Below are 15,413 nucleotides of genomic sequence, written 5' to 3'. Positions count from 1 at the left end.
CTGAGAGACTCCAGGAACGTTATTGTTTTTTTAATTTCCGTAACTTAATGCAAAGCTTAGGTGGCAGTATTCAGTTCGCGTATTTATCAAAGACGCGCGTAACTCAGTCCGGTATTCGATGCCTAACTTCTACAATATAAAAATAGAGGTGGTCTCTCTTATATACATTACGTTGTCAGATATGATGAGACCGAGTCGTTCTCTTATATGCCCCTCATAGTCGATGAGCTCTATGCACACCAGTTGCTTCCTCCCCAGATTTCTTCAAGTTGATAGTATTGGCGCACCGCGGGTTGCATAATGTGTACAACGGCGTCACCGCAGTCGACTAGAATCCATTCTCCTGTGTTCGCGCCTTCGGTACTTATGATCTTGCCGCCACTTACTTTAACCCTTCTTCGAACACTATTAGCTAATGCCTTGGTGTGCTGATTAGAGGTACCGCTTGTAACGAGTAAGCGGTCAAAGAGCTCGGTTAGATGAGTCGTATTAAAGACACGAATATCTTGAGCCTTAACGTCTTCGAGTGCGTCGATAATAACTTTTTGTAATTTACAGAGATCCATGTTTATTTATGATATAGATGATGTTGATGGATATACTGCCAGACCAAATGAGGCACGTAGGCGCTTCCATTGAGGTAGTTACACGTCCGTTCGCGCAGCAACTGCCTTACATGTGTAGCCGATACGTCCAGCGATAGCGTGGTGTCAAGAAAGATATAGCCATGGGTCGTCGTATGTAGTGTACTGGCTGATACACTGCGACGCCCGAGCTCGCTAAATACTGTAGCATCTGCCTGTAATATGTCGAAGCCAGGGCGAGTTGCGACACCGACATGAGCAAATTCGAATAATTGGCGCCAATTTTTCCATGTATGCAAACTAACGAGTTGGTCGGCACCGATTAATAGTGTTAAAGAAGCCTCTTCGCCGTAATGTACGCGCCATGTAGCGAGCGTTTCAGTCATGAAAGACGGGCTAGAAGTATTAATTTCGTTGGTCGAAACTGTCACTCGCGTGGTTGGTAGCACGAGCGATGACGCCGCTAAGCGCGTCATTGCTAGCCGGTGCCAGGCAGATGATACGTCGTTTTTTTGCCATGGCCGTCCCGCTGGTAGCAGAACGAGTTCAGTTAACTTGAGGCATTTTGAAAACTGGTATGCAAGAGCTAAATGGCCTACGTGGATCGGATCAAACGTGCCACCTAATATACCTATCTGAGTAGGTAAGATAGGCGAGGAATCCGTTCCAATAGTGTGTGCTAATAGGTTCGGCAACCGCCGATTTGCATCCTTAAGCAATGCAATCTGGTAGCGCCTATTGCAGTTCAGGCTCAATTTCGTATAACCAGAAAATCTTAATGCGGCTAGGCTACGGATAAACCCAGTAACCGGTCCTCCAATCGCTATTCCATTTTTACGCCGGGGGGGCATTAATGCCATAATGAACGTAGTTTTCACCCACTCTGCGGGTGGAATCGCGTTCCTCGGTCGAAAACCGAATGGCACTTAACGTAGAAGCTAGGACAGTTACCGGAAAATATTGTTGTGCTTACTATAATATACTGTTCGACACCGCTTAATAGTCGGAAAATAAGCAGGCACCGCGTTGTCTCCGAAGTTTCGTTTCCTATCGAGGTCGCATATAAAGCCTCATTTAGCTACTGTATGTAGATTGCCATTAGTCTTACGCGGCTTCTCTCAGCTTATTCGAGTCGTAAGGAATAAATACTATTCATCGCCGAATGGCGCTTATGCAGCGTAGCATATGAAGCAGAAATGTCGCGCATATTGCTTAAAGCCGTAGTATGGGCGTTAGATTTATGTTGCTATCTGCATAAGTTTCGACGCAGATCTGTACGTTTATATGTGTGATCGGATAGCGAAATAGATTTTTCGCGCATAGGGCGTCATTATGGTCTGCGTCACTTCACAGCTCTGCCTATAGTGGTAGGGTGGGTACGGTGGGATAAGGCTGTATATGATGGTTCTGATTACGTACAAGAAACTGATTATGCTGCGATAGAAGAATTAACCATTTTCAATTATATACTAATGACTATCTCCTTGAGGGAGGGTCATGTAGACCTATATCCGCTTTCAAAAGCTTGGTATTGAATTAATCAAACATATTAAAAGTGTAGGACTAAGTCAAGGAAGATACTTACGTACCGAGGTAAGATCTAACAAATCACTCATTGAAATTCAGTGCGCGATAACCGATATCTCGACGATACTGCATACCATCGAATTGAATGTGATGAATTACTTCATAGGCGGCCGACTGTGCTTCACGTACCGAAGCAGCTAGTCCAACTACGCATAACACCCGGCCGCCTGAGGTAACTAGCGTGCCGTCGACTAAAGCAGTGCCTGCGTGGAATATAGCAGAAGTTTCAGTTTGCGATGGAATACAATTAATGCGATCTCCCTTGCGCGGCGCATCTGGATATTGGTGTGCTGCGAGTACAACGCCTAGTGCTGTGCGTGGGTCCCATTCCAGTCGGACTGTATCTAGTGTACCAGCAAGTGCATGCTCGATAACACAGGAGAAGTCATCTTTAAGTCGCATCATAATCGGTTGCGTCTCGGGGTCGCCCATTCGGCAATTGAACTCAAGAGTTTTCGGGTTACCCTGCGCATCAATCATCAGCCCAGCATATAGGAAACCTGTATAGCATATCCCTTCGCGCTCCATGCCGCTGATGGTTGGCCAGATGATCTCGCTCATCACGCGAGCATGCAACTGCGGTGTTATGATTGGTGCCTGCGAGTAAGCACCCATACCTCCGGTATTCGGACCTTGGTCACCGTCAAGCAACCGCTTGTAATCCTGACTCGACGCTAACTCGAGCACATGCTTTCCGTCGACCATTACGATGAAGCTGGCTTCTTCACCGTGCAAATATTCTTCGATGATAATACGCCTGCCCGCCTCGCCGAACTTGTTATCTCGGAGCATCATCTCGATTGCGCGATGTGCTTTATCTAAAGTCTGCGCGACTACTACACCCTTACCAGCTGCAAGCCCATCTGCCTTGATCACAATTGGTACGCCTTTTGCCTTAGCATACACGTGTGCCGCTGGCGCGTCGGAGAACATCTCGTATTCTGCGGTTGGAATGCCGTAGCATTTCATAAACGTCTTCGCGAAAACCTTCGAACTCTCAAGTTTCGCCGCTTCGCGCGTCGGTCCGAATATCCTAAGGCCGCGCGAGTGGAATAGGTTGACGATACCTGCTGCCAGTGGTGCTTCGGGCCCAACTATAGTGAATGCAATCTTCTCGTGTTCAGCGAAGTCGGCCAGCGCGTACAGATTAGTGATGTCAACATTATGCAGGCCCTTCTGTAGAGCTGTACCACCATTTCCAGGTGCTATGTAGACGATAGTAACTCGCGGCGATTGGGCGAGCTTCCACCCGAGTGCGTGTTCGCGACCACCTGAGCCGATAACTAATACCTTCATGGTAATGTTAGAAGAGCCAAATCATTTTTTTGCACGATCGGTTACTCGCTAATAATAACTGCATTCGTGTAAACATCCTGCGCATCATCGAGATTTTCTAATGCATCAAGCAGCTTTTGCATGTTGATTGCTTGACTGCCTGTAAATTTTACCTCGGTTTTTGGCTGCATTGTTACCCCAGAAAGTTCCGACTTAAAACCTGCGGCCTCGAGTGTTGCTTTGATCTGCGCGAAGTTGTTCGGCTGGAATATGACCTTGATACTACCGTCATTATTGGTAATTACATCGTCCACGCCAGCCGCCAGTGCCACTTCTATCAATTCTTCCTCTGGTGTATCAGGCGCGAATAGGAGCTGGCCGATATATTCGAATAAAAACGCAACGGAACCATCGGTCCCAAGATGGCCACCTTGCTTGGAGAGCGCGTGGCGCACCTCAGCTAAAGTGCGCGCGCGGTTATCAGTTATGGTGTCGATAATGATTGCTGCACCATGGATTCCATATCCTTCGTAGCGGATTTTTTCATAGTGCCAGCCTTCGACATCGCCGACACCACGCTGGATTGCGCGATTAATATTATTTTTCGGTATATTAGCGTCTGTTGCCTTTTCGATCGCTAGCCGTAGGCGCGGGTTTGATCCAGTATTATTACCACCTAGCCGGGCTGCTACGGTCATTTCTTTTATCAATTTTGTCCAGATTTTGCTGCGCTTAGCATCTGTAGCAGCTTTTTTATGCTTAATGTTACCCCATTTCGAGTGACCGGCCATAGTGGTTTCTCCGAGCGCGCACATAACGCGCGCAGAATTTATGTAAACATCGATGTATCACAGAAAAAGCTTTATTCGGCGCTGCGGCGCCCTCGAAACGAGGAGCGTTTAACAAAAATAATTTTAGCATGCTAGTTGTACTGATAAGTAGCGCGGCCACAATATGGTTTCCGATCTCATATAGTAATTTATCCCTCAATCCGCTCTTCCGCTCTCCAACTAGAGCCGAAGACTGTTTTGGATTGTGACGCTAAAAGTGTGATTGCTACTATCAGATCTCAGTAGACGAATAGCTGCCCATGTAGTTGGGCAGTACAACTAGGAATTTGACTAGTTGATAGTATCTACGTGGTAGAATCAATATCGCTGGCACATACCGAAGACATCAACTTCCGCGGCCTATCGACATAGCTACACTGATTTGCAGAACAGGTGACGTCTGGCTACGTCGATTTCAGCTAGTAACGTGGTAATGCAATGCGTAATTAACGGCAGATTACTAATAATCTTTTATCTCTTATGAGAAACCTAATTTCCTATAGAAACTCATGAAAGATATCCAGGTCCTTTATTAGGAAATCTTGTTCTAAATTATCTGGTAACTTAAAATGAGATGATTTTAAAATCAGCCGTTTTATTTAAAATCAACCATACAATAATGCGTATATAGTGATATAAATCATCTGCATCTAGTGTACCCAAATATTATGGACGACCATCCTCAAGTGTACGTAGTACGATTCAGCTGATCTAAAGATCAGACGCTTCGTCAGACCGCGCAGCAAACATCTGCGTATATCTATCCCAGTCAGCATTCTACTGGGTAGCGGTAATCGGTCTGCTATCGAAAAAATCTTAGACGGGTTTAGGCATTGAGGTAGATATCTGGCACCGATGTTCACGACTATCAATCAATTAGAGTTTAGCTGCATATAAACACCAGCTGACATCGCAGAAAACCTGATCGTAACACGTACGACTGACATGCTACAGACTGCTGTGCAGATGATATGCGCAAGCATGGGCATGCACGAAATCTATCTCGCTCTGGTATTTCTGCTAAGGTCGATTGGGCAGCTTTTTATGCATATTTTCATGCCGAACATCTTAGCTAATAACAGGGGTAGCTTGCCAACTAGCGACTCTTTTAATTCATATATGAGGAGTAAATGGACGCGAGGCTTTAGATATAAGATTTATTACTTGTTCGTCTGATAACGGTCCTATATGTTAGGGATATATTAAGCAGAGTTTGTCGGATTTTGACTAGATTAGTAGAAAAAAAGGGGGGGGCTGCAAGGCAGTGCAGTAGACTGTGTAAGGTTAACATACTCGACTGCTCTGCGAAGTTCGAGCTATTTCGTTATCTTCAGTAGTGTAACTAGCTCGCTTCAGCTGTGAACGCAGTCATTCTAATACGCTACAACAGTTTGTTGTACTTGACAAATCTGATGCTATTGTTATGCATCGCGAAATTCGGTGCTCTGCTTTGGATCTTTAGCGAGTTGTACAAGGTTGTTCAATATAGCTCATTTGGAGTAGAAACCCACTAGCTGATTGAGCTGACTATACTATTCCTAACGTAGCGCATTCTGTACTACACATTTCGATGCTGGTGGGTATATAGTTCAGCAGCATCCTGGATAGCATTTTGCTAGCTGACTAAGTTTCTTAGTAGAAGTATAACTACCTTGTTCTAGGTTGCTTTAGATCATCTATCAGTAAGTCAACAGTCGATGCTAAGACTGTTCATAGCAAGCTTTTCCAATTTTAAGTAGGAGGAGTATGGCTATCGATCATCGAGCATAGAGAGTACAACTGCGCCAACCCTGGTTCTGTGGAGAGCATCAGGGATATCTAAAGTGGATCGAACCACGCTTCGGTTATTTCTAATTGCGGTAGAGTAGTAAAATACTATAAAAATAAGCTGATCTAGTACCTCCCTAGAATAAGATAAGTAAATCCATAGTGTTGCTAGGTCAGCTGGCTGCATAAGCCGCAGAAGCATACAAGATATAAAAGAGATAGAGCAAAGAAATAAGCCACTCGCCGCGAGTGCTTAAGCTGGCTAATGCCTTAATATTCCCCTGTTCGTTGAAATTCTCAACACAAACGCACATCTTAGTTTAACGGGTAATTATTGATAATCGCTCTACGATGTTTCGAGCTTTTTATTCGACAAGTTTCCGGAAAACTAGTAGTCCGTACGCACTCTACTTCAATGTCATGCGGATATATTATGTGATTCTCAGCTATTTTTTTATATTTAGCATTAGAGTAATGCTTCTACCTGCATGGACTATAACTAAACCACTCCTTAATCATTTGATATTGCTCTTACCTGGCATATAGTGCTTACGTAATAGGTTCTTATAAAGAGATGTGTGATCTAATTAAGCAGATAGCCTCCAGGTTGTTGCTGAGCATAGCTACATCGATATCGGTCAAGAACTTCTACTACTTAGTAGTAGGTTACCAGGGCATTACCTTGTACCAGTATCAGACAAATCAAGGGCAATCGGTGACAAGTAGTTAGTCTGCTTGTGCTCAGCACACTTCGGAGTGAATACTTATTATGTGCTTTCTTTCGACTTCAGCATAACAGCTAGCCGCATGGTGTGTCCCACAAGCAATAGCTCTGATGTTATTTGGTCGTAGATCAGCGTACCAGTATTTTCCATAATATCGATTATATCGACCTGATTCACATCAGGAAAACTTTACTTTAACGCGTAGATAGTTGGAAATCTCTTCGTTGATAAACACATTTACTAGCTCTTGTTGGAACTAAGTAAGCGCTATTTTTTCAGTAGCAGACGAATTATCCGAGGTTTTGCGCTCTTCTATCGCATTCGGATTGCCTATCCAATAATAAAAATGAGACGTTCTATGCGTTATATATTTTCTAACAGCGCAAAAGCTGGAATGGGGGCAGCAGCTTAGCGGGAGACCTACCTGCCTAATAACAGACAAAGCTAGTTACTTTTGTCCTGGACGACACCCACTGCAGCAGCTACTTGTCTGTAGATCGCATGCGTGGTAATACTTAAATATGTCTTTTCGGAAGTTTTTCCTAGGACATCGGTGAGCTTTTTGCCTGATGTCATCCGTGTAGAATGCAATATAATAAGTGACATCAGGCGACACATGCAAAAGTGTTCGATTAGCACTCCGACCATAAAACGCTAACACAACCAAAACGTTAGAACCAACGAATCCTTCACAGAAAGAGTTTTGTGATGGGTCGATGTTTTTTCTTGCTCTCTATTCTGAGAATTGATATTATGATAATATTAAAAATCCTATGATTTTTAATCAAAATAACACTCAAAATCGCATTCTATCTAAGTAAGATGCGCAGCTTAAACCCGAGTCACAAGCCCGGCAGAGAGCCCCCGATCAATTTTTTGCCAAAAATTCGAAAGGTGAACGATGAATATGACCAGCGCAGAATGCTCCACAACAGATATTCCCCCCTCGACTGAAAATGAAAGCAGTTCAATTGGCGCGACCGTACTAATGCGGGCGCTCGCTGACGAAAATGTTCAATGCATGTGGGGGTATCCGGGTGGCTCGGTACTCCATATCTACGACGAGCTCTACAAACAAGACAAAATCCAGCATGTGCTAGTGCGGCATGAACAGGCCGCAGTTCATGCCGCAGATGCTTATGCACGTTCTACCGGAAAAGTCGGCGTGTGCCTGGTGACCTCCGGACCAGGAGTAACAAACGCAGTGACGGGTATTGCTACTGCATATATGGATTCGATTCCATTAGTAGTCATTACCGGACAGGTGCCAACGACAGCAATTGGCCAGGATGCCTTCCAGGAATGTGATACGGTTGGGATTACACGGCCATGTGTGAAGCACAACTTCCTTGTGAAAGATGTAAGAGAGCTTGCCCTGACAGTCAAGAAAGCGTTTTATATTGCGCAGAGCGGTCGCCCCGGACCAGTGCTCATTGACATCCCAAAAGATGTATCAAAAGCGCCATATCGCTACGAGCCAATTAGACACATGGCATTGCGCTCATATAATCCGGTAGTGAAAGGGCATGCAGGCCAGATCCGTAAAGCGGTTGTACTGTTACTGTCTGCAAAGCGCCCCTACATCTATACTGGTGGAGGAGTTATCTTAGCAGAGGCATCACGTGAATTAAACCAGTTTGCGGATCTGCTTGACTACCCAGTCACTAACACGCTAATGGGCTTAGGTGGCTATCGCGCGACGAATCGCAAGTTCCTTGGCATGCTCGGCATGCATGGCACCTACGAAGCCAACATGGCGATGCAGCACTGCGACGTGCTAATTGCAATTGGCGCACGTTTCGATGATCGCGTTATTGGCGATCCAGTGCATTTCTCGAGTACACCCCGCAAAATTATACATATCGATATCGACCCGTCTTCAATTTCTAAGCGAGTGAAGGTTGACATACCGATTGTAGGTGATGTAAAGGAGGTGCTAAAAGAGTTGATTGAGCAATTACAGGCGTCATCAAGCAGTCCTGACGGGGACGCATTAAGTGCGTGGTGGCAACAGATCGGGCATTGGCGTGCTCGAGATTGTTTAAGATACGATCGCGATAGCGAGATCATTAAGCCCCAGTACGTTGTTGAGAAACTCCATGAGTTGACCGGCGGAAACGCCTTCGTATGCTCGGATGTTGGGCAACATCAAATGTGGGCTGCACAGTTTTACCGCTTCGACAATCCACGGCGCTGGATTAACTCCGGAGGACTTGGGTCCATGGGCTTTGGTCTGCCAGCGGCGATGGGTGTAAAAATGGCGCATCCAGATGCTGACGTAATCTGTGTCACCGGAGAAGGCTCAATACAGATGTGTATCCAAGAGCTCTCTACGTGTAAGCAGTATGAAACGCCGATCAAGATTGTTTCGTTAAATAATCGTTATCTAGGTATGGTTCGGCAGTGGCAACAGCTCGAGTACAACAAGCGTTATTCGCATTCATACATGGATGCACTGCCAGATTTTGTGAAGCTTGCTGAAGCATATGGGCATGTTGGCCTGCGCATAGAGTGCAGGACGGATGTTGAGCCAGCACTGAAGGAAGCATTACGTTTAAAGGAGCGTACTGTATTTCTTGATTTCCAGACTGATCCTGCCGAAAACGTCTGGCCAATGGTGCAGGCTGGAAAAGGTATTACTGAGATGTTGTTCGGCGTAGAAAACCTCTGACGAGGCACGTATCGATTTCGGTGGAGGCGACACTAGACGAGATGCTACATATTATTTCCGTTCTATTAGAGAATGAACCTGGTGCGTTATCGCGCGTAGTTGGTCTATTCTCAGCGCGTGGCCACAATATTGAAACCTTAACCGTTGCTCCGACAGAAGATCGCTCACTATCGCGCATGACAATTGTGACGATTGGCTCAGACGACTTAGTTGAGCAGATTACGAAGCATCTAAATCGTCTTATCGAGGTAGTAAAGGTTGTCGATCTGACCGAAGGCATTCATATTGAACGTGAACTCATGTTAATTAAGGTTCGAGCGGTTGGCAAAGAAAGAGATGAGATGAGGAGACTATCGGATATATTCCGTGGCCGTATTATCGATGTCACCGAAAAGACTTATACGATCGAGTTGACTGGAGCTAGTAAAAAACTTGACGCGTTTATCGATGGAATCGATGTTACAGCTATACTAGAGACCGTACGAACAGGTTGCTCGGGTATTGGCCGCGGCGATCGAATTCTAAAGGTTTGATCTATTTCCGGTGCTGCATTGGGCAGCGAGGGCGGTATCCTAAACAATCAGTACTAGATTAAGTAACGATACACGAAGGAAGTTACATGAAAGTTTATTATGATAAAGATGCAGATCTTTCGCTTATCAGGGATAAGCGAGTCACGATTATCGGCTACGGATCGCAAGGTCACGCGCATTCTCTAAACTTACGAGATAGCGGTGTGAACGTTATAGTAGGGCTACGTCGTGGCGGTGCGTCATGGGCGAAAGCTGAGGCTGCCGGATTGACCGTGAAGGAGGTGGCTGAAGCAACGAAAAATGCTGATATTGTAATGATTTTACTGCCAGACGAGCAGATCGCTAACGTCTATAAGAGCGATGTGCATCAGAACATCAAGCCATATGCAGCGCTCGCATTTGCACACGGCTTTAACGTGCACTATGGTCAAGTAGTGCCACGTGCTGATCTGGATGTGATTATGATCGCACCAAAAGCACCAGGCCATACAGTACGCGGCACTTATATACAAGGTGGCGGTGTTCCACATTTAGTCGCAGTCGCGCAAGATAATTCGGGTGCAGCGCGTAACATTGCGCTGTCGTATGCGGTAGCCAACGGCGGTGGCCGAGCGGGCATTATTGAAACAAATTTTCGAGAAGAAACCGAGACTGACTTATTTGGCGAGCAAGTTGTACTATGCGGTGGCGTAGTCGAGCTAATTAAGACAGGCTTTGAGACGTTAGTCGAGGCAGGCTACGCACCTGAGATGGCGTATTTTGAATGCCTACATGAGTTAAAACTAATTATCGATCTTATCTATGAGGGTGGCATTTCCAACATGAACTACTCGATCTCGAACAATGCCGAATACGGGGAATATGTAACCGGCCCGCGCATAATTAATAATGAGACAAAGACAGTCATGAAAAACGTGTTACGTGATATCCAGGCTGGCGAGTATACAAAAAGTTTCATCCTCGAAAATCGTGCTGGTGCGCCGACATTGCAGTCTCGGCGGCGCTTAATGGCCGAACACCAGATAGAGATAGTCGGCGCAAAACTACGTGCGATGATGCCGTGGATCGCGAAGAATAAGCTAGTTGATCAATCAAAGAATTAATCAGATGATTATGCCATGTCCGTGACATCTCGAGTGCAAGCCGCTGCGTTTGGCTACTCTATTTTTTTGGAAATAGCATTGCCTATATGACTTATCCTCACCCGATTATTGCCCGTGAGGGTTGGTTGTTTATCGCTGTCGCATTTGTCGTGACACTGCTAATCCATATATTTTTAGGATTCGGCTGGGCATGGCCTTGCTGGCTATTGACACTGTTTTTTTTGCAGTTTTTTCGTGATCCGCGCCGCCCAGTTCGGCAGCAGCCGAATGCAGTGTTGTGTCCGGCAGACGGACGGATCGTTACTGTCGAGGCTTCGCATGATCCATATGCCGACCGCAACGCGTTGAAGATCGGCATATTTATGAACGTGTTTAATGTTCATTCGCAACGTTCGCCGGTTGACGGCGCAGTAATACAAGTGAAATACTTCCCCGGTGCCTACCTAAACGCTGCAATCGATAAAGCATCGTTACAAAATGAGCGAAACGCGATTATATTACGGACTGCGGACAACCAAATTGTTACCTCAGTGCAAGTAGCTGGATTAATTGCTCGGAGAATCCTTTGCTATGTGCAAACTGGTGATTTACTTACCCGTGGCCAACGCTATGGGTTTATCCGACTGGGTTCGCGCGTAGATGTCTATCTCCCATTAGGAAGCAAACCATGTGTGTCGATCGGCGAAAAAGTGCGGGTATCAGCAACAATTCTAGCTGAGCTCCAGGCGATGTAAGGAATGCTTGATGGCTAATCTCAAACCGCGAAGATCGCGTATAGAACGGCCTCGCCAAGCGAAGCCGTTCCGGCGCAACCGTACGATACAAGAACAAATCGCGCAGCGTAGCCTACGAGCTAGACGGCAACAATTACTGCGCAAACGCAGCGTCTACCTTCTACCCAATGCATTCACAACTGCCGCATTGTTCTGCGGTTTTTTCTCCGTAGTTCAAGCGATGAATGGCTATTTTGAGATCGCTGCGATTGCAATTTTTATTGCGATGGTACTAGATGGAATGGACGGCCGTATAGCGCGTATGACACATACACAAAGTGCGTTCGGAGAACAGTTTGACAGCCTCTCAGATATGGTGTCTTTCGGTGTTGCGCCATCGCTAGTGATATATGAGTGCATACTCAGAGAGCTAGGTCGCTGGGGGTGGCTGGCTGCATTTCTCTATTGCGCTAGCGCTGCGTTGCGTCTAGCGCGCTTTAATACGAATATCGGAGTAGTTGATAAAGGCTATTTTCAAGGCCTACCAAGTCCGGCTGCTGCTGCATTAGTGGCTGGTTTTGTATGGTTAGCAACAGATAACCGAGTACCTCTTAAGCTTGTCTGGCTGCCATGGGTCGCATTTAGTTTAACGGTCTACGCGGGCATTACAATGGTTTCCAGTGTACCATTCTATAGTGGAAAAGCACTCGACGTTCGGCATCGAGTGCCATTTGCGGCGATCCTGCTAGTTGTAGGTGCATTCGTTTTTGTGTCCTCTGATCCACCGCTGATACTATTTAGTATATTCGTATTATATGGTTTATCTGGGTATCCCTTATGGATATTGAATAAGCTGAACTTAACCACTAAAAAATACATTGCGGAGAAAGAGCTAAATAAAGCAGACGCTATGGAAATGTCTATAATGATGGAGCATATCGCAAATACAGCACTAAATAATAAGCGCTCAGTCGATAGTTTTTTGTAGCTATTACAGACAATAAGGTAACGTAAACTACTATGCATTGCATATTAATTTAACTAACGAGTTAGTTATCTAACTAAATATAATCAAGCAGCTATTACGATTTTTATCGGTCGATCCATCTATCGTGCCGAATCACTTCTACTCCCTCGCTTCGTCTTGCATATTTGTGCTACCGTATCATCTGCGAGTGATGTAGGCAGATGATGCTGCTATTACTTACACCCATTCGAGTCTGGAGACTAACGTGGTAGACAAGTTGATTATATTCGACACGACATTGCGTGATGGTGAGCAATCGCCCGGCGCGTCAATGACGAAAGAAGAAAAGATCCGAATTGCTCGCCAGCTTGAACGCATGAAGGTAGATGTAATCGAGGCAGGTTTTGCCGCTAGTTCGAACGGGGATTTTGATGCAATCCATGCTATCGCTTCGCAGGTCAAAGACAGCGTAGTTTGCTCGCTGGCGCGAGCTAACGATAAAGATATTATGCGTGCGGCTGCGGCGCTTAAGCCGGCAGGGCAATTTAGAATTCATACGTTTATCGCAACCTCAGCGTTACATATGGAGAAGAAGCTGCGCATGACTCCAGGGCAGGTATACGAGCAAGCGCAGCGAGCAGTGCGTTTTGCTCGGAATTTCACGAATGATATCGAGTTCTCGCCGGAGGATGGCAGTCGTTCGGATATAAATTTCTTATGCCGAGTACTGGAGATAGTGATTGCAGAAGGCGCTACCACAATTAATATTCCAGATACTGTTGGTTATGCGGTACCGGATGGCTATGCAGCGTTGATTCAGAAAATTCGCGAACAAGTGCCAAACTCAGACAAAGCGATATTCTCAGTGCACTGCCATAATGATTTAGGTATGGCAGTAGCGAATTCGCTAGCTGCAGTGAAGCTAAGTGGTGCGCGACAGATTGAGTGCACGGTAAACGGTCTTGGTGAGCGGGCTGGGAATACATCGCTAGAAGAAGTGGTGATGGCAGTAAAAACGCGCCGTGATTACTTCAGGCTAGAAGTAGGTATTGATACGACACAGATCATGCCAACCTCGAAGTTAGTATCGCAGACAACAGGCTTCATAGTACAGCCGAACAAAGCGGTAGTAGGTGCTAATGCGTTTGCGCATACGTCGGGAATTCATCAAGACGGAGTGCTCAAAGCTCGGGATACATACGAAATAATGCGCGCGGAAGATGTAGGCTGGAGCGCGAATAAGATTGTACTAGGGAAACTATCTGGTCGTAACGCATTCAAACAGCGGCTCCAGGAATTAGGAGTAGCACTAAACAGTGAAGCTGAATTAAATAGTGCCTTTGGGCACTTCAAAGAGCTAGCCGATCAAAAAGCAGAAATTTTCGACGAGGATATCCTATCAATTCTTAGTCAAGAAGCTAAGTCTGCACACGATCACGAGACTTATCGATTTGTATCGCTATCGCAGCATTCAGAAACTGGTGAGCGGCCATGCGCAAGGGTAGTATTTATAGTAAATAATAGTGAGACAATCGGAGAAGCGCATGGAAACGGGCCAGTCGATGCGACACTACATGCTATTGAGTCTCAGGTTAATAGCGGTGCTGAATTAATACTATATTCAGTTAACGCGATTACAACCGGAACACAAGCACAAGGGGAGGTAACTGTACGTCTTTCGAAATCAGGGCGTATCGTTAATGGTGTTGGGACTGATCTAGATATCGTTACCGCTTCAGCAAAAGCCTATTTCGCAGCATTAAATAAGCTTAACTCGAACACAGAAAGGCTAAACCCGCAATGCTCGTAGTAGCAGGCACACTTATATGCCTAATCTTGTCGTCTGTGTTGCACACCACAGCTTATTATAGCCCGGGTAGTCTGACGTAGTATGGAAACCTAGCCAGGGAAAGGCTACCCCAAAATTAAATGTTGTAGTAACTCAGCAAACTGACGAGATACTACTCCAGTAGATCAGTATATTGCTTGGTATTTGTTTTCTTCTTTTTTATAGAACTCTCTCTTTTATAACACCTGTTTTGTATTAAAAATACTAACTGTGCTACTAGCTTAAGTTAAGATAATTATTGTCATTTTTATATGGGGCGCATTAGAACATAAAAGTCACATCTAACCCGCATAGTATAAGCGGAGAAAGACCAGCAGAAATTCATGTTCAATCAAACGTAGCTTATAGCATTCACATAAATAAACTCGACAACAATATCATTGAAAGTCTATCGTTTATTTCAACGATGTTTCTATATATGAGTCATACGCATTTCGATTAAATAAGTCAGCGTCTTCGACGCTTTGAACCTTCTACAGCAATGGCTGCAAGGCGTCGAATATACTTAAAAGTAATAAATTTAGCTTGGCGCGCATCTCAGGCGTTTTCGAAATCTTCAAGATGAAGTATCTGATACTGTTAACTTGTTATTTATTACTATAAATTAATCGTAATTAAATAATATCCTTATGTGGGATACTTAAGGCGGTAATTTTTATCCAGCGAGATATATTCTGATGACTGCTAATCGATTCAGTCTCTTTGGATCTATAGGTAGAGAAGACGAAAATGTATAGATAAACTCGATTACTGTACGCGATCAGCCTAGAGACTATTCTAACTATGTTAAAATTATTGTCTTTTCGTAA

Annotated in this window: 9 protein-coding genes and 1 pseudogene; 6 read left to right on the top strand and 4 right to left on the bottom strand. The window is 45.1% G+C overall.

Translation table 11 applies throughout. From position 1 onward, the window contains the following. Positions 1-251 precede the first annotated feature (251 nt). The 4 genes and pseudogenes from rsfS to GJV44_RS03170 all read right to left on the bottom strand — a co-directional run. Positions 252-566 (bottom strand): annotated as a pseudogene (gene rsfS / locus GJV44_RS03185) (ribosome silencing factor); the annotation flags it as partial. A gap of 2 nt (positions 567-568) precedes the next feature. Continuing rightward, entirely contained in the window at positions 569-1,462 is an 894-nt protein-coding gene (locus tag GJV44_RS03180; RefSeq protein WP_226806316.1) for a nicotinate-nucleotide adenylyltransferase, read from the bottom strand. A gap of 730 nt (positions 1,463-2,192) precedes the next feature. Then, positions 2,193-3,467, bottom strand: coding sequence for a phosphoribosylamine--glycine ligase (gene purD, locus GJV44_RS03175; protein WP_226806315.1), 1,275 nt, complete (start codon positions 3,465-3,467; stop codon positions 2,193-2,195). 41 nt (positions 3,468-3,508) lie between these two features. Beyond that, positions 3,509-4,237: a YebC/PmpR family DNA-binding transcriptional regulator gene (locus tag GJV44_RS03170; RefSeq protein ID WP_226806896.1), complete on the bottom strand. Its 729-nt coding sequence runs from the start codon at positions 4,235-4,237 to the stop codon at positions 3,509-3,511. Positions 4,238-7,669: 3,432 nt separating this feature from the next. Between GJV44_RS03170 and GJV44_RS03165 the strand changes: the two genes are divergently transcribed. The 6 genes from GJV44_RS03165 (at position 7,670) to GJV44_RS03140 (ending at position 14,565) form a co-directional block, all read left to right on the top strand. Further along, positions 7,670-9,439, top strand: coding sequence for an acetolactate synthase 3 catalytic subunit (locus GJV44_RS03165; protein ID WP_226806314.1), 1,770 nt, complete (start codon positions 7,670-7,672; stop codon positions 9,437-9,439). Positions 9,440-9,480: 41 nt separating this feature from the next. After that, positions 9,481-9,972, top strand: a complete 492-nt coding sequence (gene ilvN / locus GJV44_RS03160; RefSeq protein ID WP_226806895.1) for an acetolactate synthase small subunit — start codon at positions 9,481-9,483, stop codon at positions 9,970-9,972. A gap of 86 nt (positions 9,973-10,058) precedes the next feature. Further along, positions 10,059-11,075 (top strand): ketol-acid reductoisomerase, encoded by a 1,017-nt coding sequence (ilvC, locus tag GJV44_RS03155; RefSeq protein WP_226806313.1) that lies wholly within the window; start codon positions 10,059-10,061, stop codon positions 11,073-11,075. Positions 11,076-11,161: 86 nt separating this feature from the next. Next, entirely contained in the window at positions 11,162-11,809 is a 648-nt protein-coding gene (locus GJV44_RS03150) for a phosphatidylserine decarboxylase (protein WP_226806312.1), read from the top strand. A gap of 10 nt (positions 11,810-11,819) precedes the next feature. Then, positions 11,820-12,776 carry a CDP-diacylglycerol--serine O-phosphatidyltransferase gene (gene pssA / locus GJV44_RS03145; protein ID WP_226806311.1) on the top strand — a complete coding sequence of 319 codons (957 nt, stop codon included), beginning with the start codon at positions 11,820-11,822 and terminating at the stop codon, positions 12,774-12,776. A 244-nt stretch (positions 12,777-13,020) separates the two neighbouring features. Beyond that, the gene (locus tag GJV44_RS03140; protein ID WP_226806310.1) at positions 13,021-14,565 is read left to right on the top strand and encodes a 2-isopropylmalate synthase; all 1,545 of its coding nucleotides are present in this window, start codon (positions 13,021-13,023) and stop codon (positions 14,563-14,565) included. The last annotated feature ends 848 nt before the right edge of the window (positions 14,566-15,413 follow it).

Source organism: Candidatus Vallotiella adelgis, from assembly GCF_020541305.1.
Taxonomy (GTDB): domain Bacteria; phylum Pseudomonadota; class Gammaproteobacteria; order Burkholderiales; family Burkholderiaceae; genus Mycetohabitans; species Mycetohabitans adelgis.
Note: the sequence above shows the minus strand (reverse complement) of the source record. Positions and strands in the feature narration are given on the sequence as shown.